Below are 20,798 nucleotides of genomic sequence, written 5' to 3' on the forward strand. Positions count from 1 at the left end.
GCAGGTAAAGCTAGCGCTCCACGAAGCTGGACGCATGCGATAGAGCCATGTTTCATCACCGATGGCTATCCAATGGCAACCCGTCTGCGGCCACAGCGGGTCAGCGCACGCGGCGATAGCGCAGGTAGACTACGTGTGACTCGAAGGTCCGGGACTCGAGCAGTTGGAGATCCAGGGACTGGGGGAGCGGCGGGAAGTTCGAGGCGCCGCCGCCGACGGTCACCGGGCACACGAACAGGCGGTACTCGTCGATCAGATCCGCGGTGACCGCGGCGGCGGACAACTGCGCGCCGCCGAGAGCCACCACACCCTCGCCGGGGCCGTCGCAGAGCCGGTTCAGTTCGGTGGCCAGATCCGCGGTGGCCAGCCGGGCGTTGCCGCGCACCGTGTTCAGCGTGCGGGAGAACACCACGGTGGGAACCGGGCGGGCGGGGGTGGCCCGCGTCCGCTCGGTGGTCGCCCGCATCCGCTCGTACATCCTGCGGCCGCACACGTGCGCGCACACCTGCCGTGTCTGGTCGTCGCGGAAGCGTGTGAGCTCGGGATCGGGTGCGGTCCAGCGGATGTCGTCGTGCGGCCCGGCGGTGACACCGTCCAGGGACACGCTCATCGAGTAGATCACGGGCAGCATCGGAGGGCTCCTCGGCGACTGGCGGCGTGCGTCGGCCGAAGGGCGGACGAGACCCCCCGGCCGGATCGCGATCCCCACGAATGTACGCATGCGCCCGGCGAAATCGCGGAGGCTCGGGGGATGTCGCGGCCACCGATCGCGAATCAGACGGCGACCGCGTGCATTTCCCAGATCAGGATCTCGGCGTCGGTGCGCGCGCGGACGCGGTGGCCGCCGGTCGCGGTGAGCCGCACCGCATCACCCTGCTCGAGCACGCCGGATCCTTCGAACTCGACGCTCCCGCGCGCGACGAACACGTGCCCGTACGGGGCGTCGGGGACCTGGATCTCCGACCCGGCGTCCAGCCGTGCGGCGTGGAAGGCGGCGAATCGATTGCCGAGCGTGACGGCCGTGTCATCGCGGTAGCGCGCCATACCCGAGGCGACGGTCAGCAATTCGTTGCGCCGCAGCGCATCACCGATGTCCATCTCCTGATACCCGGGCGCGGCCCCCGGCGTATCGGGCGGCACCCACATCTGCACGACGTGCAGCCGCTCGCGCTCGGCGCGGGTGGCGCCGTTCTTCTCCGAGTGCAGAATTCCGGTTCCCGCACTCATCCGCTGCGCCAGCCCCGGGTGGATCAACCCCGAGTTGCCCTGCGAATCCTGGTGTACGACGGTGCCTTCCAGCACCCAGGTGATGATCTCGGTGTCCCGGTGCTGATGGGTGTCGAAGCCCTCCCCGGCGTCGACGAGGTCCTCGTTGTGGATCAGCAGCATCCCGTGCGCGTACCGCGCGTGGTCGAAGTTGCCGGTCGCGGGAAACGACTGCCGTGACTCGAGCCACTCGTTCCGCCACCGCCCCCGCTCGTCCCCGCGAACCACCTTGACCTCGGACACTGCCCAACCTCCACGAAAGATCGATGCCCCGTGCAATGCCGATCGGTTGCCCGCTATTCCCCGGCGAGCGCCCGACGCCGGGGTGTGAGCCCGAAATTCCGTTGCGGGCGCCTGCGAGAATCGGTGCGACCGTCCGGAACGGGTGGTGTGGGGAGCGGGGGAATCGTGGGTGATGTGACCGGGAGTAGTGGGCGCGAGGCGGTGTGGTCTCGGCCGCGGGCGCTCAACGTGTTGTCCCTGATCACGTTCGTGCTGCTGGTGTTCGTGCAATACCGGTGGTGGCAGGAGCACGGGCGGCCGCTCTCGTGGATCCTGCTGCCGCTCACGCCGCTGCTGGCTTTCCTGCCGGCGGGGATCATCGTGAAACTGCTGCGCAAGCGCTGGACCGCGGGGTGGGCGCGGGCGAACGGGTTCGACTATCGGCGCACGTCCGACCGGCCGGTGCCGAACTGGAACTTCCCGCCGTTCACCATCGGGCGGGCCCGGCGCTTTCGCGTGCGGGACGACATGTCGGGCACGGTCGGGGGCTACGCGGCGAGCTTCTTCCACCTCACCTGGCTGCACAACAATCGCGTCAATGTCAGCACGCACTATCGCAACGTGTTCACCCTGGCGCTGCCCGCCGCGCTGCCCCGGCTGACGATGGGCGCGGTGATCGACACCACCATCGGGGACCGCGTGAAATTCGAATCGGCGGACTTCAACAGGCAGTTCTACGTCTATTGCAAGGATCCGGCGTTCGCGCACGCGGTGCTCACCCCGCGCACCATCGACAAGCTCGTCGACCTGGCGCGGCTGGCCGACGGCGCGGTGACCGTCACCAGGTTCGAGATCGCCGGAGCCGAGTTGGTCGCCATCACCACGCTGGGCAACCGGCCGGACGAGATCACCGGCGTCTTCTCCGCGATGCACGTTCTCGCCGAAGGCATTCCGCGATTCGTCTGGAACGACTACGGCACCACCCATTCGGACCCGGCGCACGCCGGGCCGCGCCCGGAAGGACGCAGCGCATGAGCACCACCGTCACCATTCTGCTGGTGATCGCCGTCGCGGTGATCGCCGTCCTGTGGTACTTCGCGGTGCACAACGACTTCGTCCGGCTGCGCAACCTCGTGGCCGAGTCCTGGAAACAGGTCGACGTCGAATTGCAGCGCCGCCACGAGCTGGTGCCCAACCTGGTCGCGACGGCCGAGCGCGCCGCCGCGTTCGAGCGCGACACCCTCGAAGCGGTGACGGCCGCGCGCGTGAACGCCGCCGCCGCAACCGGATCCGGGCTCGAGGTCGCCGGCGTCGCCACGGCCGAGAACGCGTTGACCACCGCCCTGTCCCGGCTGTCCGCGGTCGCAGAGCAGTATCCCGACCTCGGCGCGGTGCGGAACTACCTGGCGCTGCAGACCGAGCTGAGCGACGTGGAGGACCGCATCGCGGCCACCCGCCGCCTCTACAACGCCAACGTCCGCGCGCTGAACACGAAGATCGAGTCGATCCCCGCGGCGGCGGTGGCGTCCTTGCACGGTGTGACCCCCGCGGAGTACTTCGACCTCGCGACCTCGGAGGCGCGGACGCCGGTGGCGGTGCGGGACCTGTTCGGGCCCCCGTCGAACCACTGACCCGGCCCTCAGCGTGGCGGGCGCAACAGGCGCATCGCCGCCGTCACGACGGGCCGGGGCATGCGGTCCTTCATCGCCAGCGCCGCGGACGCCGCCCGGGTCCGCATCTCGGTGCCGCGGCCGAACATGCGATTCAGCGACCCGCCCGAGGGCTCGAGCTCGACGTGCAGCGGCGGTTTGCCCTCGGCCGCGCCCAGGGCCGTGGAGATCACCATGCGCTGGATCTCGCTGGTGCCCTCGAAGATGGTGTACAGCTTCGCGTCTCGATACCACTTCTCCACCGGATGGTCGGTGATGTAACCCCAGCCGCCCAGGGTCTGGATCGCGCGCTCGGTCGCGGCCACCGCGACCTCACTGGCCGCCAGTTTCGCCATCGACCCCTCGCCACGCTCGAACGGCACCCCGTTGGCCGCCATCCAGGCCGCCCGCCAGGTCAGCAGCCGCGCGGCATCGATGCGCGTGGCCAGATCGGCGATCGGGAAGGCGATGCCCTGGTGCTGAATGATCGGGGCGCCGAACGCCTCCCGGCCGTTGGCGTACTCGGTCATGTATTCCAGCGCCGCCCTGGCGATTCCGAGCGCCTGCGCGGCGACCATCGGCCGAGTCTGGTTGAAGGTGCCCAGCGTCGCCGAGCCGGTTCGCCCGCCCTCGGCCGCGGCCGCGTGCGCCTTGGCGAGCTTGTGCTCGAGTTTGTCCGGTCCGCCGAGCAGGTGATCGCCGGGCACCCGAACCCGGTCGAACCGCAGTTCCGCGGTGTGCGAGGCCCGGCATCCCAGTTTGTCCAGCTTGCGCACCAGCTCGAGCCCCGGCGTCCCGCCCGGCACGACGAACAGCGCCTGGCCGCGATGCCCGAGTCGCTCGTCGACGACCGCGTTCACCACGTGCACATCGGCGATGCCGCCGTTGCCGATCCACATCTTGTGCCCGTCGATCACCCAGTCGTCGCCGTCGCGCACCGCACGCGTGCGCAGATTCCGCACGTCGCTGCCGCCCTCGGGCTCCGAGATCGCCAGCGCGGCCAGCTTCAGATCACCCGGCGTGCCGAAACATTCCGGCGCCCAGCGCAACATCTGCTCGGGCGTGGCGGCCTGACCGATCGCGGACAGCGCCAGCGCGGGCATGACGATCGCCAATCCGATTCCGGCGCAACCCCAGAAGAGCTCCTCCATGAACATGAGCAGCGACAAGCCGCTGGGATCGCCGATCAGATCGCGGTAGAACAGCGGACTGTAGAACCCCCGCTCGGCCGCTTCCTGCAGTATCGGCCAGGGGAACTCCTGCGCCCGGTCGTAGTGCGCGGCCGCGGGCCGCACGCACTCGCGCGTGAAGTCCCGGACCCGGCGCACGAGATCCTGTTGCGCGGCGGTGGGCGTCAAGTCGAAGGTCACGGGTCGGCGATACCCGGTCCGCGCGGTCTGATTCAGCCGTCGGCCGGTTCCGCCGGAACTCCGGTCGGCGTGCGGCGGCCCGGGGCCGGTGATTCACCCGGTTAGGGTGGTCGGCATGTGGCCCTCTCCCGCGCGCGCTCGTGCACACGCCGTCGTCGCCGGGCTGGTGGCCGGTGCGACGCTGGTGGCGGGCTGCTCGTCCGAACCGGCGCCGGCCGGGGAACCGGCGGTCGACAGCGCGCTGCTGGGGGAATACGTGGCGCTGGGCGACTCGTTCGCCGCCGGCCCGGGGATATCGCCGCCGAGCATGGGTGACCCCTGTTTCCGATCCGCGGTCAACTACCCGCAGCTGGTCGCGAAACAACTGGGCGTCAAGGAGTTTCGCGACGTGACCTGCAGCGGCGCGCGCACCGAGAACATCCTGACCACCCCGCAGACCGGCCGGACGCCCGAGGCGACGGTCCCGATCCAGCTCGACGCCCTGACCCCGGACACCACCCTGGTGACCCTCACCATCGGCGGCAACGACGCGGGGCTGCTCACCATCGCCAACCAGTGCGTCAACAACAACCCCGAACCCGATGGCACGTCGTGTCGTGACCGGCTGACCGCGGACGGCGTCGACCGCGGCGCCCAGGCGATCGACGCGACCGGTCCCAAGATCGCCGCGGTCCTGGACGCCATCCATGCCCGATCCCCGAAGGCCCGCGTCCTTATCACCAGCTACGCCCTCTACACCCGCGACGGCGGCTGCGCCAACCAGCCGGTCTGGCCCCGCGACGCCACCTACCTGCAGGACCTCATCGACCGGATGGCCGCTCTCACCCAGACCCTGGCCGCCGAACACCAGGCGGAGTTCGTCGACTTCATCGGTCCCGGCGCGGGCCACGACGGCTGCGACACCCTCGAGAACTGGGTCAACGGCATCGTCGCCCGCCGTCCCCAGGACGGTCTGGTGCCGCTGCACCCGACGGGCCTGGGCGAGGCGAACTTCGCCCGCATCATCGTCGAACAGCTGACGCGGGCGGGACGGTGACGGCGCGGGTAGGTTCGAGTTCTCGCGGAGAAACGGAGAATCACCCCATGGCGGAACAGGATTCGAGTGCCACGGTGCTGTCGATCGGATTGCATCCCGGCGCGGTCGACTACAGCCGCTACCCCGGGCTGGACGAGGCCACGCTGACCTCCCGGATCGCCGCCGGTGAGGCCGCACTGCGCGACGCCGGATTCGACCTCGTCTCGTGCCTGCTGCCGGCCGACCCCGACGCGGCCGAGACACAGCTGCGAGAGTGCCTGTCCCGGGGTGATTTCCGGGCCGCGATGATCGGCGCGGGGGTGCGGATGGCGGCCGAGCACACCGTGCTGTTCGAGCGCCTGGTCAACGCGATCATCGAGGTCTCGCCGGGAACCCGGTTGTGCTTCAACACCTCGCCGGAGAGCACCATCGACGCCCTGCGCCGCTGGGTGGAACCCGCCGCGCGCCGCTGAATTCGGTCAGCGGCGCACCGGGCGTTTCGCGCCGGCCGAGAGGGCGGCGGCGCCGGGCCCGAAGAAGGCGATCAGCAGCAGCCCGACCCCGAACGCCGAGGCCGCCTGCCCGCCGTTGCCGTACGCGTCCCACCAGCGGTCCGGGTTTCCGGCGGCGTGCACGAAAATGTAGGCGTAGGCCATCATTCCGGCCCCGAACAGCCCGGCGAAGAAGGTGTAGGCCCCGAGGATCAGCAGCACCCCGACCACCACCTCGAACAGTCCCGCCCACCAGTACGGCCATTCGCCGGGCGTCGCCTGCGGGCTCGCGTTGGGCCACCCCGCCAGCGCGGAGGTGCCCGAGAGCACGAAGTTCACGCCCAGCACCAGCCTCGCCAGCAACAGCACGTAGGGCCGCAGCTCCTGCGCATGCCCGTCACCACCCGCCATCAGCTACCTCCCAGCGTCACGGTTGCACCCTAGCCGCTGCGGCCTAGGATCGGGCTATGGAACCCGCTCTACCGCTGACCCGAGCCTCTTTCCGGAGGATCAATCCGATCGTTGCCCCGCACCCGGTTTCCCGGTTGCCAGGGCGGATCTGGACCGCGGCGGAATGGGATCGGATCCGGGCCGGTCGGCGCGCGATGAGCATGGACGAGAAGTGGAACGTCTTTGCCGAGGGCGACACCGTCTTCCTGCATCGCAGCTGGACCGGCAACGGAATCTACGAGGTGTCCTTCGCCCCGGCATCGGACGGCGGGCGTCGAATCACCTCCGCCGTCGTCGAAACCGATCCCGATCGCGGGCATGACCGGAGCGACGACTACGACCGCGTGATGATCGAGTTGGTCATCAGCACCGTCGTTCTCGGGGAACCCGGCGGTGACCTCTGGACCTCCTACCGGAACGCACTCGCCTCGCCCGGTGAGCAGTGACGTTCCTCGACGATCGATACGGCTCGGCGTCGCGGTGTGTTCCAGGCCCGTGTCCGGGATGAAAGGCATCCGGTGAACCGCTCCCTGCGTAGGATCTCGGGCAGGGAGGAACGGATGGGAACTATTGCGCGGCAAGGCAGTTCGGTGGAGAAGAAGTTTCGAAGACGTACGAAGGTCTCGGCGTTCATCGCGCTGGGACTGCTGTCGGTCAGTGCCTTGCTCGCGGTCGTGCTCGTTCTGGTCTGGGGGCGGTTCGCGGGACTCGCGGACTCGCTCATCGTTCCCGAAGTCGTGAAGTCCAACCTGTCCGACGGGGACGCCCGGGACAAACTGTCCAGGGAGTTCCACATCCACATCCCGGACAACTGGCGGCTGGTGTCGATGACCTCCACCTGCGAGGGCGGAGCGGACGTCAAGAGCTGCGTGTTCAACGGCGCGTTCACCGGCCCGCCCACCGAATTCGACCGGTACCCGACTCTCTTCCGCGCCCGCCCTCCTCATACGGTGGATCAACCTCCCGCCCAGCCCATCACCTGCGCGGATCTCACGGCCCGGAATCTGCTCGAGCTGGCCTCGGACATCGACTGCGCGAACCCGCCGCAGCTGGTGCTGAGCGAGCTGACCGGGCGGGGCAGTACCGGTTTTCGCGGCAATGTGCTCGTCGCGGGAACCCCGACGGAGACGATCGTGCGGATCAGCGCCTGGTCCGCCTAGGAATCGCGGACGGGTGTGGCGGACTTTCCCGGAAGCGTCCGGCGGCTTCACCGTGCCGTCCGCTGGTGGCTCGGCCGTCGAGACCCACACGCTGCGCAGGGTTTTGGGGGCATGACCGCCCCGCCCGGCCCTTGATACGTTCACAACTCATCGCAGCAACAAGGAGGAACTTATGTACCGTCCCGTGCTGAATGTCATCGTCGGCGGCTCGTTCGCCCTCGCGGTCGCGTTGCAACCGGCGCTCGCCGCAGCCGCACCGAGCGGACCGGCGGTGGAAACACCCACCGAAGTGGCGACCCGGAGCTACGCCCCGTTCGACCCCATCTGCCCGCTCTGCTTCATCCGCGAGTTCATCGAAAGCGGTTCCGTGCGCTGATGATTCGCTTGGCAGCCCTGCACGTGGGCTGCTCGGGGCGACGGAGCATCGTGGCAGGGCCGTTCCCGGCCCTGCCAACCTCCCCGGCTACCGCGTGGGATACCCGAACGGCGTGCGATTGCGGCCCCGGCGGATGACCACCGTCAGGATGATCGCCAGGCCGACGACGAATCCGATCGCCGCGATCGCCAGCGCGATCCCGACCGTCCCGAACGCCGCCGAGGACGACCCTTCACCGACCGCGAGGGTCAGGCGGGTGGTGCTCTCGGACCTCAGCTCGTAGGTTCCGGACTGATCGGTGTGGAACGAGAACCCAGCCCGGCCCTCGCGGGCATTGATCTGATAGGTCGAGGTCACCGAAACGTTCTTCAGGTCAACGGCTTCCCCCGAGGGGTCGGTGAGCCAGACCGTGACATCACCGCCGGGCCTCTGCTCGGACGCGCCGGAGTACTCGAGGTAGACCGTGTAATCGGTGTCGGCGGCCAAGCTCACCTCACCCGACCCCGGGCTCTTCACGCGCTGATAGTCATCGACCTCGCCCAGCGCCGAGAACAGCGAGCTGAACCCGAAGATCGCGGCGCCGGCGATGCCCGCGACGATCGCCACGATGCCGGGCACAATCCACCACAGCGACGGCTTGACCGGCTGCTGGGGCGCGCCCCACGGCTGCTGCGGGTTGGGTGGGTATCCCGGATAGCCCATGGATCGAGTCCTTTGCGGCGGTGCCGAACTCGGTTCGGCACGTACGCCCTTGCCGACTAGGGAGCGGCGTCGGGCGCGTGTTTCGTATCAATACACCCAGACCGTACAGCGGGCCGATGACATCTCGGCGACTATCCGAGAACGCCTCCGGTTCAGGGGGTGACGATGGCGAAATTCGGGTCGGGTTCGTCGAGCAGTGCGAGAAGACGTTGCAGGACAGCCATATCGCCGGTGTGGTTCACCCCCTCCGGTCCCTGACCGCCCAGCAGTGCGATGAGCTGCGATTTGGTGAGGGTGAGGGTGAGATCGACGTCGGTCTTGCGGCGCGGGTCGAGGGTGCGGATCAGGGCTCCGTTGGACAGCGTCAGCCGCATCGTGGTGTCGAGATCGCTGAAATGCCAGTCGATGACGAATGATTCGGCCGCGGCGCGGGGACCGTTGACGCGAATGGCGACGGTGTCGAAGAGCTGCTCGATGGACAGGGCCGCGGCCATGCCACCGGCGAGGCTGAGGGCGGTGGGGTAGACGCCTTCGCGAAGTTCCTTGGCGCCCATCAGGTAGAAGCCGCGCCAGGTGGCGTTCTCGGCGCCGTATCCGAGCCGGGTGTAGACCTCGGCGAGCGCGTTCTTGGCGGCGGTGTTGTCCGGGTCGGCGAAGACCGCGTGCTTGAGCAGCTCGGCGGCGAAACGCAGATCGCCCTCGCCGGTGAATTCGGCGGCCTTGGCGATGACCGCGTCGACACCGCCGAACGCTCGAACATAGCGGGTCGCGGCGGCCTCGGGCGGATGCTGCCAGAGCGAGCTGGGGTGCCCGTCGAACCAGCCGAGATAGCGCTGGTAGATGGCTTTGACGTTGTGGCTCACCGATCCGTAGTAGCCGCGCGCACTCCAGGCGTCGTCGAGGCCGGGCGAGAGCTCGATCTGCTCGGCGATCTCGGCGCCGGTCAAGCCCTGATTGAGCATGCGGAGGGTCTGATCGTGCAGATAGCAGTAGAGATCGCGTTGCACGCTGAGGAATTCGATGAGGCTGTCGGTACCCCAGGTCGGCCAGTGGTGTGAGGCGAAGGCGACATCGGAATCGGCGGCGAACATGTCGATGGCCTCGTCGATGTAGTGCGACCACACGCGGGCATCGCGCACCAGCGCGCCGCGCAGGGTGAGCAGATTGTGCAGATTGTGGGTGGCGTTCTCGGCCAGGCAGACCGCGCGGTGATTCGGGAAGTGGAAGTTCATCTCCGCGGGGGCCTCGGTACCCGGGGTCATCTGGAACACGATTGGCACGCCGTCCACCGTCTCGCGCTGCCCGGTCGCGGTGATGTCGATCGTGGGCGGGTACAGGCTGAACGTACCGGTGGAGGTCTGGATGCCGAGGCCGGTGCTCATCTGCCCATCGGGTGCCGGTGTCAGGCCGATGGCGTACATGTAGCTCGCGCGGCGGGTCATGGCGGTGCCCGCGTACACGTTCTCCGCGACGGCCTCGGCCATGAACCCCGCTGGGGCCAAGATCGGCACCTCACCCGGCCCGTCGGGAAGCACGCCGGCGACGCCGCCGAAGTGGTCGCCGTGCGAATGGGTGTAGATGACGCCGGTGACCGGGCGGTCCCCCCGGTGCTCGCGATACAGGGCCAGCCCGGCGGCCGCGCATTCGGTCGAGATGAGCGGGTCGATGATGATAACCCCGGTATCGCCCTCGACGATGGTCATGTTCGAGATATCGAAACCGCGGATCTGGTAGATGCCGTCGACGACCTGGAATAGCCCGTTCTTGACGTTGAGCTGGGCCTGCCGGAACAGGCTGGGATTCACCGTGTCCGGGCACGGCCCGTCGAGAAACGCGTATCCGGAGGTGTCGAACACGATCGTTCCGTCGGCGTCGCGAATGGTCATCGGACTCAATGTGGCGATGAACCCGCGATCGGCGTTCTCGAAGTCGGTGCGGTCCTCGTAGTCCAACGCCATGCCAGCTCCTCGTGTCGAGCATTCGAATGGGGGCGGGGTCGATTGTCGAGGTCTACGCCGGTTCCGACCTCACCCGGCGAGGGTGAGGTTGGCATTGCGATTCCGCTGGCACCGCCGTCGTTCCGGAGGTGTGTATCGCAGTATCAGCGGGGTACGTCGAGAGCCGCGGTGGTGGTTGGGTGCGCTGCCGCAGGAGAGAAGCCTGGATAACGGAGTACCAGCGGGGGCACCTCGGGAGCCTCGACGGTGGTTGGGTGCCCTACCGGGGGAAGGTCGCCTGGATAACGGAGTACCAGCCGGGCCAGGTTGGGTGCCCCGACGGCGGTTCCAGCCCTTCCGGGCCGATCAACGGGATCGAAGCCCTCGGATGCGTGGCCGAGTTCCGAACCCGGGCCGGGTGCGGCAATCACCGCCATAGGCATCACCCTCATTGTGCTGATGACGAGTCTTTGTCTGTAGGTCTCGAGAAGGTTCCCACGGCCAGTCGACTCGGCTGGAAGGGCGAGGGCGCTCTCGGCTGGGGAGCCGAAGGTCGGGTACGGCAGGCGAGGTAACCAGCACTGTCGCATCTGTTTTGCCTGCTCTCCCGAACCCCGCTGGAAGCCGGAGGGTGAGTGCGGGTTCGGGCTACGTCGGCCACGGGCGTGAACACTGATGCGTGTGGTCGCACCCGCTGCACGGGTGGAAAGGCCGGGCCAGGGCTTGGGCGCGCAAAGAGCCCCTTCGGCATGGGAAAGCCGAAGAGGCAGCGTGGAATACGGCGCGTGACGAGTCGAGACGGGGTGGGTGGTTAACAGCGCCATCGCGCGGGAATACCCGGAAACTGGGGATGATGACGGAAGTTCACACGTGGCCTACGAGCTCGGTCGATGTGCGGTGGAGGAATCCATCCGGTTTTGCCCGGATTCTCCGAATCCTCGCCCATCACAACCGTTTCCCACCCGTTCGGGCCGGTATTGATCTGGGCGTGGCAGGCATCGCACGCGAAAGTCAGGTTCTCGATGTCCGTTTCGCCACCATCGGCCCATTCTCGGATGTGGTGGACAGCGGAGCGGCTCGCTGGCGCGTCGCATCCCGGGCGAGTGCAGCCCCGCTCAGTAGCGGTGAGCGCGAGTCGTTGTGCCGGGTTCGCGAGACGTTGGCCTCGGGACAGGTGCAGTGGTCGGCCGTTGCGGTCGAGTACCACCAGGTACGGGGTGGAGTTCCTGGCCACCTGGAGTGCTTGGGTGATCGACATCGTGCCACCGGTCGCGGTGGTCGCTACCCCGGCGCGGCGTTCGAGGTCCTCGATGCTCATGGTGATGATCGTCGAGACCGGCAGGCCGCGATGCGATCCCAGCTTCGTAGGCCCCATATCCGGGCGGAAGAACACCATCAAGGCATCATGGTTGCGCTGCTCGGCGTTGCGGTGATCGCGTTTGGCGGCCGCGCGCAGCTTCGCTCGAAGGGCGGCACGGGCACGTTCGGCCGGGGTCAACGACGGGTCGTCCACATCGACGTCGCCGGTGTCGTCGCCGTCGTCGAGTTCGGTATCGAGACCCAGTTCAGCGGTGGTCCAGGGGCTTTCGGGATCATCGGGGTTGCACATGCCCGGTCGCCCGAACTTCTCGAACATCGGGATCATCACCGCACCCAACTGCGGGGTCAGGAAACCCGAGATCGGGTACATGCCGTCGATGCCCTGATGCCCGCTCCGGACCCGCTGACGGTCCCGGTCCTCGGTCAAACGCCCGTCCGGATCGACGTGGGCCAAAATGTGGACCCCGAGCTTGGTCACACCCTTCGGATCACCCTCACGGGCATAAGAGGTCAGATGCTCCTCGGCGTGATCCTTCACTTCCGCACCGGCGGCGTCGGGGATCCGCTCGAGCGCGTCCTTGATCGCCTTCACATGATCGGCGGAGATCTCCCCGGCCCGTTGCGCTTTAGCTACGAGCGGCAATTTCGGTGGCCGGGTGCTCGAACCCGCCGACACCGTCGACAGCAGATCAGCGTTGCGAACGCGGGCGGCGGCCTCGGCGTAGGACAGCCGCAGGGTCTGCTGCAGGAACAGGATCAAGCTCTTCACACCCGCCCGAGGGCCCAAGTCCCGCGCTCCACACTCGAGCGCGAACCGCTGCTTCACCGCTTCGAGCTTTCGGAAGCTGGTCTCGAGCTCCTGCATAACTTCGATGACCTCGTCCTTGGCCAACGAGTACATCGGCAATTCGAGCAGGTTCTCCACCGCGGCGGCGAGTGCTTTGGCGCTCGTCGCGATGGTGGGTACCTTCCTCGAATCCATGCCTCTATTCTACGCCTTGATAGCGAGAATGAATAGACCAATTCTATTGGGATACAACGCAATTCGGTCAAAGCGACCCCAATAATCGAGTGAAGTCCAAACTGCGCTCTACAAAGGCCGACGTCCATTGCTACATAGCGCAGCCAACCCGACCGACGCTGGATTCGGGCTTTCATGATCGCGATTCGGTCGGGTGCAATTCTCTGATGCCGTATCCGATCAAGAATTCGTGCGGCATATCCGGATGTCGGCGAGGCGTTCGAGGCCGAAGTCGATGGTGTGGGAGCCGTCGGGTTGGTGACGGGTTCGACCCTGATGCTGATGAAGGAGAACCGCTGGGTTATCCAGACCCGAGACGGTTACCGCAGCCGACCCCGGGGTGGACTCCCAAACGACCCCTACGGGTCCAAACCGTTGATTCGGAAATCGACATACGGTTCGCCCCGGTGGCTGCCGACGGCCGCGCGGATGTCGAAGGTCGTGCCCGCGGTGCTGAGGATGAAGACCCAGACCTTGGGTGTGGTGGCGACGCCGGCGCTGTCGGTGGGGTAGGAGGCGTAGGCCCGTTCGGAGTTGCCGTCGAACGAGATTCGCATCGCCTGGCCCTTGGGGTTGTAGGGGGCGAAGTAGATGGAGACGCCGGGGAAGGGGACGCCGTTGGCCCTGCCGTACTTCACCGACAGGGGTGCGGCGGAGGTCCAGTCGTTGCCTATGCCGCCGCCGTGCACGGTCTGGTTGTTGCCGGAGACGATCGTGAGCACGGCGGCGGTGGGGTCGGCGGTTCCGGCGTTCGTCCAGAGGGCGGCGGTGCTCGGGGTCGTCCCCGCGTAGACCGCGAGGGTCCCCGCGTCGTCGATCGTGGCGACATAGCTGCCCTGCGCGCGGGCCTTGGTCGAGATCGCCCAGTACAGGCCCTGGTTGTGCCCGGGATCGGTGCCCTTGTACACGCAGAGATTGCCGTCGGTCTGCATGATCGCGAAGCACGGAAACGCTGGCTTGGCAACGCGATTGGTCCAGTACGTCTGCCAAGTGGTCTGCACACCGCTGTCGGGCGGGGTGCCGCACACCAGGCTCAGCGCGCCGGTGTCGGCGAGCGTCAGGCCGTACTTCCCGTTCGCCGACGTCAGCAGGGTGTTGCGTGAAATCCATTGCCCCGCTTGCAGGGTGCCGCCGACGGTGACGCGGTTGGCGGCGTAGCTCTGGCCCGACTGCCAGGTGATGTTCGCCGGATCGAGTCCGTTGTCGGGAACCACGCCCTCGGGCGCGGATCCGACCTGCAGATTGCCGTCGGGCGCGAAGACCGCCCAGTATTTCGGCCCGGGGCCGCGCTGCCAGGTGTTCGTGGCCCAGCACGGTCCCTTGTTGTCCGACGGCCCGGTTCCGCGATAGATGACGAAATTGCCGTCGTTCTGGACGGTCGCGAAGTACTGGCCGTTGGTCTGGGCGGGATTGAACTTCCACTTCGGGTCGATGTGCGCGGAACCGGCGTCGCCGACCGCGGAGTAGTACGGCTGATTCGGGTCGATGTCGGCATAGGCGCCGCCGGTCGCGCCGGGGCGTGCGAAGTAGAACCGCAGATCGCCGTTGGCTTGCAGCACGGCGTAGAAGCCCGACAGCGGGCCCTGCTTGAAGAAATAGTCGCCTACCCGCAGGAACTTCCCCGACGCGAGCGCGGAGCCCTTGTTCGTCCCGGCGGGCGGGAGCGCGGTGCCGCTGTTCAAGCTGGTCTTGTTCATCGGCTTCTCGCTTCGCTCTCACCGACCATGCTGAGTTTCGATGGTCCGGCGACGCGCCCGGTCCGGTCAAGCGGTTCGGGTGAAATCGATGTCCCGGCAAGGCAAGTCGTGCACGACGCGCCGACTCCGCGATCAGTGGGGCGGGAGCACGGCCCGGCGTTCGACGGCCTCGATGCCGCCGAGTTCGGCGAGCAGTTCGGTGAGGAACGCGCGCTGTGCCGCGAGCCGGGATTCATCGAACCGCGCAGCGAGCCGGGCCTCGAGGTCGGCGCGGGCGCGGCGGGCGGCGGCGACGGCGGCGTGGCCGCGGGAGGTCAGGCGAATGCGCCGGACTCGGGCGTCGGATGGGTCGGGCGTGCGCTCGCAGTAGCCGAGGCGTTCGAGTTCGGCGACGGCTTTGGATGCGCCCTGCTGGGTCATCGAAAGCTGTGCCGCCAGTTCGGTGATGGTGGGCTCGCCGGTGATGAGGTGCTGGAAGAGGTAGCCGTGCGACATGCGCAGATCGCCGAAGCCGTCCTCGGCCAAGTGCGCCTGAACCCGCGCCGCGGCGGCTTGGCCCGCGAACAGCGCGAGGGTTCCGGTGTCGAGTGAGTGGGGATCGAGGTCGGCGGGCATGGGGCTATTGTGCGTTGCACAACCATGGTTGTGCAACTATGGTTGTGGATATGTCGAACATCGAGAATTCCAATGTCGAGATCGCGCTGCGCTACCACCGGGCGGTGTCGGATTTCGCGAGCGGGGAAGAGCTGGCCGCGTTCTTCCATCCGGACTTCACGCACCACGAGTTGCCGAACGCGCTGTTCCCGCTGGGGAACGTGCGCAGTCTCGACCAGGTGCGGGCCGCCTCGGCGGCGGGCCGGAAAGGCTTGAGCGCGCAGAACTTCGAGGTGCTCAACGCGATCGCGATGGGGGAACAGGTCGCGCTGGAGGTGCTCTGGACCGGGACGCTGGCGGTGCCCGTGCGGGATCTGCCGGTCGGGCACGTCCTGCGGGCGCACATCGCCACCGTGCTGGAATTCCGGGCGGGGAAGATCATCGCCCAGCGCAACTACGACTGCTACGAACCGCTGGTGCCCGCCTGATTCGGACGGCCTGTCGCGCGCAGGCGCACCGCCACCGCGATCGTCACGCAGGTGACCACGAAGCTGCCGAGCATGCCGGAGAACAGCGCCCACTGACGCTCGTGATAGCCGACCAGGCAGAAGACGGACTGTACGTAGACGAAGATCGCGAGCATGCCGAGCGAGACGCCCGCGGCGCTGCGCGAGGCCCACATGCGGCGCAGTTGCAGGCCGACGGCGGCGATGTTCACGAAGCTCGCGCTCCACGCCAGCCAGTCGATGAGGGTCCAGAAGCTCACCGCGCCTCCGATTGTCGATGCCCGAGGGCGCCGGCCCGGTGGTTGATCCGGGCCGGGCACCGTTCGGGATCAGTGTGCCGCAGATCTCGCCGCCTCGAACGGCACGCGGTCGAAGATGAAGCGGCTCTGCGTGATTCGGCCGTCGACGATGGTGACGAGTTCGGCCCCCGGGCCGTTGGCGACCGGGAGGGTCGAGGTGTTGTACATGACCAGGGCCGTGGTGTCGTTGCCGAAGGCGGCGAACATCGTCGCGCCGACCAGCATCTGGCTGAACGGCTCGAGGAAGGCGCGATAGGCGGCCGCGCCCTCGATGCGGCCCGCCGGGGCGTCGCACGCGATGTCCTCGGCGACGTACTTCATCGCGGTGTCCATGTCCTTGCCGGTCCAGGCGTGGAAGTAGTCCAGAGCGACGCGGACGGCGGGGCTGTCGTTGGTGATCATGTCGGTCTCGATTCGATCGGTGGGAAACGGTCATGGGTATAGACACCGACCCGCTTGCGAACGGACCGGTGGCGTCCCGGCGAATGTCGGTCCCGGATGTCACGATGGCGGCATGAGCGAGGCACTGGCGGCGGCGCGGAGTGGGGACGAGGTGGCGTTCGCGCAGCTCACCGCGCCCTATCGGGGGGAATTGCGGGTGCACTGCTACCGGCTGCTGGGGTCGCTGCACGACGCGGAGGACGTCGTGCAGGAGACGCTGCTGGCGGCGTGGCGGGCGCTGCCGGAGTTCGAGGAACGCTCCTCGGTGCGGACGTGGCTGTATCGGATCGCCACGAATCGCTGTTCGAACGCCCGGCGCGACGCGAGCCGCCGGCCCCCGCAGCCGTTGCCGTTCGAGGTTCCCGAGCCCACTCGGGCGGGGGACGTGGGCTGGCTCGAGCCGTTTCCGGACAGCCTGCTCGATCCGGAGAAGAGCTACCAGGCGATGGAATCGGTAGGGGTGGCGTTCATTTCGGCGCTGCAGCGGTTGCCGCCGCGCCAGACGGCGGTGCTGGTGCTGCGAGATGCGCTGGAGTTCAGCGGGTCCGAGGTCGCCGACATGCTCGGCACCACGACCACGGCGGTGAAAGCCGCGCTGCAGCGAGCGCGGGCGACACTGCACGGCGATACCGAAGTGATGGATCCACCCGGGCGCGGTTCGGATACCGAGCGGGAGTTGACGCGTCGGTTCGCGGCCGCGTACTCGGCGCGCGATGTCGATGCGGTCGTGGCGCTGCTGACCGACGACGCGTGGCTCACGATGCCGCCGTGGCCGCACGAGTACCAGGGCCGGGGTGTGATCGCGGAGTTCCTGCGCGGGGTTCCGGCGTTTCGTGATCGAAATCCGTTGCGGCTCATCGCTACGCGCGCGAACGGTGGTCCGGCGTTCGGGGTCTACGCCAGGCTCGCGGGTGAGTCGGAGTTCAGTGCCACGGGTCTGCTCGTCCTCGGTCTTGAGGGGGAGCGCGTGGGTATGCTCACCCACTTCCCGCCTGCCGAGGTGTTCCCGCGCTTCGATCTGCCGATGACGCTGGAAGCGTGAGTGGCACCAACATGATTCAGGCCGTGTGACGGCCGGTCGGTAGCGCGGTGCGCGGGTTCTGCGCGGTGGAGCGTTCGATCCGCTTTGCGGCGGCGGCCGGTCGGGCGGTCCTTCAGGGCTGCGCGATTACGGTGTAGCCATGGAGGAACGTCGACTGCTCGAGGAGTACGTCGCAGGGGGCGGGCTCATGCAGCTCGCCACGGTGGGTGACGACGGCACGCCTCGGGCGTGCAGCGTGTGGTACCTGCCGAGTTTCGGGCCGGATCGGCTGTACTTCATCTCGCGGCGGGATCGAGTGCACTCGACGAACATCGACGGGAACTCGGCTGTGGCGGGGGCGATCATCGTCGATCCGCCGGCCGAGCTCGGGATTACCGGGCGGGGCGTGTCGTTCACCGGTACCGCGCGGCAGCTGCCGGGGACGGGCAACGACGCTGTGGCCGCCGCCTTCGCCGCGCGCTGGCCCAGGGCGAGCGGCGTGCTGAGTGCTATGCCCGATGCGGCCTCTCGGCTGTACGAGATCGCGGTCGCCGAATGGGTGCTGTACGACGAAGAGAACTTTCCGGCGAGCCCGCGCCGGACCATCAGCGCGGGATAGCGTCGCTCCCAGCGGTGTTCGCGGCGCGTAGCAGCCGCAGCTGGCCGATCTCGGCGGCGTTCTTCATCAACTCGGCGTTGACCCAGGCGACCATGTGCACCACCGACTTGCCCGCCTCGCTCGGCCACGGGAATTCCGCCGGCGCGTCGAGTTCGGTGTCGGTGATCGCGTCCAGGATCGTGAGCCAGCGTTCGCGGAGCCTTCGCAACCACTCGACGGTGTCGGCCCCGGGCCCCGGCCACCGAATCTCGGTGCGGTCGGTAGGCGTTCGCTGTTCGCGGTGGTCGATCGACACGGTCCACCACCATCCGATGTGCCAGGTGAGCCACGCGATGGTGGGAACGGGAATGGGATCCGGCTCGGAGTCCTCCCAGTCCGGAATCCATCCGCCGTCCCCGTCCGGCCGGACCGTCCACGTGAGCCCGGCGGGCTCCCACCGGAAGTCGTCGTCCTCCAGCCGTTCGAGGTGGTAGTCGAGCAGCGCCCAGACCAGCTCGAACTGGTCACGCAGCACGTCGATACGCGAGATATTCACGGCCGCATCCTGCCCGGCCCCCTCGACGACCGGCAACCGAATTCGGTCCGCGAGCCGCCGGGGGCGGGTGACATGGCGGCCGGGGCGTCGGATCGGCGCGTGGCGAGCGCGATGCGATCCGTTTCAGAACTGTTCCTGCGAGTCGAAGGTGGCGCGAACCCCGCGCTGCCGGAGCGGTCGCCCGTGCGACGCCGTCACATATCCGTGGGCCTGCCGAGGGCGTTGAGGAAGGTCTCGAAGGCGGGAGTCGGGACCACCTCGCCCTGGGTGCCGGTGTGGGTTGTGGTCGCGGCCAGTTCTATTCGGCCCTCGTGCCAGTGGTAGAGCCAGGGGCTGATCGGCCAGGGGTCGGTTTCGTAGACCAGGGTGCCGAAGCGGGCCAGGACCAGCAGGGCGCGCAGGACCTCGAGATCGGTGATGGGGTGGCAGTAGATCCGCTGGCGGGCGGGGGCGGTGAAGAGGGCGCCCGCGGGGCCGACCACCGGATAGTCGTCCAGCCAGCGGAGATTGGTGGTGAGGTACTCCGAGCCCGCCATGCGGAAGATGGGCAGGTCCCTGGCGAGGGCGTCGAAATCGCCCAGCGGCAGGGGCGCGCAGACCACGCCGTCGTCGGCGCGCACATTGTTCTCGGCCAGGGCGAAAAGTTCGGTGTCACCGGGCCATAGGCGGGTCCATTCGCGTTCGACGGGCATGACGGTGTGCACCTTGTCGATGAGCAGGCGCTGGATCAGGCCGGGAGCCCAGTCGCGCCACACCAGGTTGCGGGCGGCCGCGGGGGCGGGATAGACGCGGGTTCTGAGCAGGCCGCGCATGGCGTCGAAGTTGGTGACGTCCAGGGGCGCGTCACGGTCGACGGCGGTGGCGGCCACCACGGTGCCGAGGTGGTCGCTGACGATGACCGGCCACTGATCGGCGGGTTCAAAGAGCAGGCGGCGGCGGATGTGCTCGAGGGTCAGGCTCGTCATGCTGTCGTTGTCCGACACCATGATCTCGTCGGGGCCGACCGGGAGAATGGTGTAGCCGAGGTCGGAGGCGGCGGCGAAGAGCAGACCGAAGAGCCGGCGTGGGTTCAGGTCGTCGTCGCGCATTCGAGCCGCCACCGATCCAGGATATTCGACGCGGGCCCGCGCCGGGTTCTGTCCGGCGAGAGCGGGATCGGGTCATCGCGGTGCGAGAGTGCCGGGGCGGCAAGTGATTCGGCGCTTACCGGCGTGAAACAGCCCTTCGAGCGGGGATTCGGCCGCGGTGGCGCCGGGGGCCGGGCTCTCCGTGCCTATCGCGAACTGTCCCAGCGGTAGTGGGAGGCGACTGCGGGCTGCCCGGTGTAGCCGGGACCCACCGTGTCGTCGGCGCCGAGGTAGGTGGCCCGGAACCGGGCCGGGCCGGGTGCGCGGGCGGTGAGGCGGTGGTGGCGGGAGTCGTAGGCCAGACCCGCCGCGCGGAGCTCCGCGAGGACCTTGCGCGTGGCGGGAGCGCCGTCCGGATGGCGGATCAGGGCCGGGTCGAAGTGGGCGGCAAGGGTTCCGGTGTGGGTGAGCCAGCAAGTCATCGCGGCCAGGAGCGCCAGTTTGTCGCCGACGTAGTGCAGGCCGTGCACACAGGTGATCAGATCGGCGGGAACTGGAGGTTGCCAGTCGGTTGCGTTGGCGGCGATCAGGCGCAGACGCGAGGTGGCGGGAGCCGCTCGGAAGTGGCCGACCAGGTCGACACCGATCAGGGTGATGTCGGCGGCCGGGAACTCAACGGCGAAGCGCTGTTCGGCCGCCAGCAGTGCCCGGCCGGACCCGCAGCAGATGTCGATCCAGGTAACCGTCGCGCCGGGGTCGGCGCGCAGGATGGCAGCCAGGTGTTCGTAGGGGTCGAAGCCCAGATCACGGGCGTAACTGTTCACGCCGGAGAGTCCGCGATCGCGATTCATCGCGTTGTTGGCGACCACCGAGGATCGCTCCAGAGCGATGGTGTCGAGCAGTGGCGGAACGGGATTCGGCGGCATCGGACCATTCTCCCCGTGTCGCTGCAATACCGCGTGTCGCGGACCGGAATTGAGGCCCGCCACCGGCTCACGTGCCCGATCGGGGGAGAGGTCTGGAGGTTCAATACCCCCGTC

Annotated in this window: 24 protein-coding genes; 10 read left to right on the forward strand and 14 right to left on the reverse strand. The window is 68.1% G+C overall.

What is annotated here, in order from left to right:
* Nucleotides 1-100: 100 nt before the first annotated feature.
* Nucleotides 101-631, reverse strand: coding sequence for a dihydrofolate reductase family protein (locus ACWIGI_RS26395; protein ID WP_454205158.1), 531 nt, complete (start codon nucleotides 629-631; stop codon nucleotides 101-103).
* Between the two features lie 143 nt (nucleotides 632-774).
* Entirely contained in the window at nucleotides 775-1,509 is a 735-nt protein-coding gene (locus ACWIGI_RS26400; protein WP_454205159.1) for a pirin family protein, read from the reverse strand.
* A gap of 174 nt (nucleotides 1,510-1,683) precedes the next feature.
* Between ACWIGI_RS26400 and ACWIGI_RS26405 the strand changes: the two genes are divergently transcribed.
* Nucleotides 1,684-2,523, forward strand: coding sequence for a DUF3137 domain-containing protein (locus ACWIGI_RS26405; protein WP_454205160.1), 840 nt, complete (start codon nucleotides 1,684-1,686; stop codon nucleotides 2,521-2,523).
* Nucleotides 2,520-3,119, forward strand: a complete 600-nt coding sequence (locus tag ACWIGI_RS26410; RefSeq protein ID WP_454205161.1) for a LemA family protein — start codon at nucleotides 2,520-2,522, stop codon at nucleotides 3,117-3,119. The genes ACWIGI_RS26405 and ACWIGI_RS26410 overlap by 4 nt, the downstream gene beginning before the upstream one ends.
* An 8-nt stretch (nucleotides 3,120-3,127) precedes the next feature.
* Here ACWIGI_RS26410 and ACWIGI_RS26415 read toward each other — a convergent pair whose 3' ends face one another.
* Entirely contained in the window at nucleotides 3,128-4,507 is a 1,380-nt protein-coding gene (locus ACWIGI_RS26415) for an acyl-CoA dehydrogenase family protein (protein ID WP_454205162.1), read from the reverse strand.
* Between the two features lie 115 nt (nucleotides 4,508-4,622).
* Between ACWIGI_RS26415 and ACWIGI_RS26420 the strand changes: the two genes are divergently transcribed.
* Nucleotides 4,623-5,543: an SGNH/GDSL hydrolase family protein gene (locus ACWIGI_RS26420; protein WP_454205163.1), complete on the forward strand. Its 921-nt coding sequence runs from the start codon at nucleotides 4,623-4,625 to the stop codon at nucleotides 5,541-5,543.
* A gap of 47 nt (nucleotides 5,544-5,590) precedes the next feature.
* Nucleotides 5,591-5,995 (forward strand): hypothetical protein, encoded by a 405-nt coding sequence (locus tag ACWIGI_RS26425; RefSeq protein ID WP_454205164.1) that lies wholly within the window; start codon nucleotides 5,591-5,593, stop codon nucleotides 5,993-5,995.
* Nucleotides 5,996-6,001: 6 nt separating this feature from the next.
* Here the strand turns inward: ACWIGI_RS26425 and ACWIGI_RS26430 are convergent, their stop codons facing one another.
* Complete coding sequence (locus ACWIGI_RS26430) at nucleotides 6,002-6,424, reverse strand: DoxX family protein (protein ID WP_454205165.1); 423 nt, start codon at nucleotides 6,422-6,424, stop codon at nucleotides 6,002-6,004.
* 194 nt (nucleotides 6,425-6,618) lie between these two features.
* Between ACWIGI_RS26430 and ACWIGI_RS26435 the strand changes: the two genes are divergently transcribed.
* The 3 genes from ACWIGI_RS26435 to ACWIGI_RS26445 all read left to right on the forward strand — a co-directional run bounded on the left by ACWIGI_RS26435 (nucleotide 6,619) and on the right by ACWIGI_RS26445 (nucleotide 7,999).
* Nucleotides 6,619-6,909, forward strand: coding sequence for a hypothetical protein (locus ACWIGI_RS26435; protein ID WP_454205166.1), 291 nt, complete (start codon nucleotides 6,619-6,621; stop codon nucleotides 6,907-6,909).
* Nucleotides 6,910-7,023: 114 nt separating this feature from the next.
* The gene (locus tag ACWIGI_RS26440) at nucleotides 7,024-7,623 is read left to right on the forward strand and encodes a hypothetical protein (RefSeq protein WP_454205167.1); all 600 of its coding nucleotides are present in this window, start codon (nucleotides 7,024-7,026) and stop codon (nucleotides 7,621-7,623) included.
* A 172-nt stretch (nucleotides 7,624-7,795) separates the two neighbouring features.
* Nucleotides 7,796-7,999, forward strand: a complete 204-nt coding sequence (locus ACWIGI_RS26445; RefSeq protein ID WP_454205168.1) for a hypothetical protein — start codon at nucleotides 7,796-7,798, stop codon at nucleotides 7,997-7,999.
* Between the two features lie 87 nt (nucleotides 8,000-8,086).
* On the opposite strand, the gene ACWIGI_RS26450 is transcribed toward ACWIGI_RS26445, so the two are convergent.
* The 5 genes from ACWIGI_RS26450 to ACWIGI_RS26470 all read right to left on the reverse strand — a co-directional run bounded on the left by ACWIGI_RS26450 (nucleotide 8,087) and on the right by ACWIGI_RS26470 (nucleotide 15,291).
* On the reverse strand, nucleotides 8,087-8,701 hold the full coding sequence (locus ACWIGI_RS26450) for a hypothetical protein (protein ID WP_454205169.1): 615 nt from the start codon (nucleotides 8,699-8,701) through the stop codon (nucleotides 8,087-8,089).
* A gap of 152 nt (nucleotides 8,702-8,853) precedes the next feature.
* Nucleotides 8,854-10,659: an alkyl/aryl-sulfatase gene (locus tag ACWIGI_RS26455; protein ID WP_454205170.1), complete on the reverse strand. Its 1,806-nt coding sequence runs from the start codon at nucleotides 10,657-10,659 to the stop codon at nucleotides 8,854-8,856.
* Nucleotides 10,660-11,449: 790 nt separating this feature from the next.
* Entirely contained in the window at nucleotides 11,450-12,940 is a 1,491-nt protein-coding gene (locus ACWIGI_RS26460) for a DUF222 domain-containing protein (protein ID WP_454205171.1), read from the reverse strand.
* 398 nt (nucleotides 12,941-13,338) lie between these two features.
* Nucleotides 13,339-14,676 (reverse strand): hypothetical protein, encoded by a 1,338-nt coding sequence (locus tag ACWIGI_RS26465; RefSeq protein ID WP_454205172.1) that lies wholly within the window; start codon nucleotides 14,674-14,676, stop codon nucleotides 13,339-13,341.
* A 132-nt stretch (nucleotides 14,677-14,808) separates the two neighbouring features.
* Nucleotides 14,809-15,291, reverse strand: coding sequence for a MarR family winged helix-turn-helix transcriptional regulator (locus tag ACWIGI_RS26470; protein ID WP_454205173.1), 483 nt, complete (start codon nucleotides 15,289-15,291; stop codon nucleotides 14,809-14,811).
* Nucleotides 15,292-15,341: 50 nt separating this feature from the next.
* Here ACWIGI_RS26470 and ACWIGI_RS26475 point away from each other — a divergent pair, with 50 nt between their 5' ends.
* Entirely contained in the window at nucleotides 15,342-15,758 is a 417-nt protein-coding gene (locus tag ACWIGI_RS26475; RefSeq protein ID WP_454205174.1) for a nuclear transport factor 2 family protein, read from the forward strand.
* On the opposite strand, the gene ACWIGI_RS26480 is transcribed toward ACWIGI_RS26475, so the two are convergent.
* Both ACWIGI_RS26480 and ACWIGI_RS26485 read right to left on the reverse strand, forming a co-directional pair.
* Nucleotides 15,734-16,036, reverse strand: a complete 303-nt coding sequence (locus ACWIGI_RS26480) for a hypothetical protein (RefSeq protein WP_454205175.1) — start codon at nucleotides 16,034-16,036, stop codon at nucleotides 15,734-15,736. The two genes, ACWIGI_RS26475 and ACWIGI_RS26480, sit on opposite strands and share 25 nt — an antisense overlap.
* Nucleotides 16,037-16,105: 69 nt before the next feature.
* Complete coding sequence (locus ACWIGI_RS26485) at nucleotides 16,106-16,477, reverse strand: nuclear transport factor 2 family protein (protein WP_454205176.1); 372 nt, start codon at nucleotides 16,475-16,477, stop codon at nucleotides 16,106-16,108.
* A 112-nt stretch (nucleotides 16,478-16,589) separates the two neighbouring features.
* Here ACWIGI_RS26485 and ACWIGI_RS26490 point away from each other — a divergent pair, with 112 nt between their 5' ends.
* The gene (locus ACWIGI_RS26490; protein WP_454205177.1) at nucleotides 16,590-17,558 is read left to right on the forward strand and encodes an RNA polymerase subunit sigma-70; all 969 of its coding nucleotides are present in this window, start codon (nucleotides 16,590-16,592) and stop codon (nucleotides 17,556-17,558) included.
* A 139-nt stretch (nucleotides 17,559-17,697) separates the two neighbouring features.
* The gene (locus ACWIGI_RS26495) at nucleotides 17,698-18,156 is read left to right on the forward strand and encodes a pyridoxamine 5'-phosphate oxidase family protein (protein WP_454205178.1); all 459 of its coding nucleotides are present in this window, start codon (nucleotides 17,698-17,700) and stop codon (nucleotides 18,154-18,156) included.
* Here ACWIGI_RS26495 and ACWIGI_RS26500 read toward each other — a convergent pair.
* From ACWIGI_RS26500 to ACWIGI_RS26510, 3 genes are all read right to left on the reverse strand, one after another.
* Nucleotides 18,143-18,691, reverse strand: coding sequence for a DinB family protein (locus ACWIGI_RS26500; RefSeq protein WP_454205179.1), 549 nt, complete (start codon nucleotides 18,689-18,691; stop codon nucleotides 18,143-18,145). The genes ACWIGI_RS26495 and ACWIGI_RS26500 overlap by 14 nt on opposite strands.
* 194 nt (nucleotides 18,692-18,885) lie before the next feature.
* Nucleotides 18,886-19,791 carry a hypothetical protein gene (locus ACWIGI_RS26505; protein ID WP_454205180.1) on the reverse strand — a complete coding sequence of 302 codons (906 nt, stop codon included), beginning with the start codon at nucleotides 19,789-19,791 and terminating at the stop codon, nucleotides 18,886-18,888.
* Nucleotides 19,792-19,964: 173 nt separating this feature from the next.
* Complete coding sequence (locus ACWIGI_RS26510) at nucleotides 19,965-20,684, reverse strand: class I SAM-dependent methyltransferase (RefSeq protein ID WP_454205181.1); 720 nt, start codon at nucleotides 20,682-20,684, stop codon at nucleotides 19,965-19,967.
* Nucleotides 20,685-20,798: the final 114 nt, after the last annotated feature.

This window comes from Nocardia sp. NPDC055321 (assembly GCF_053645575.1).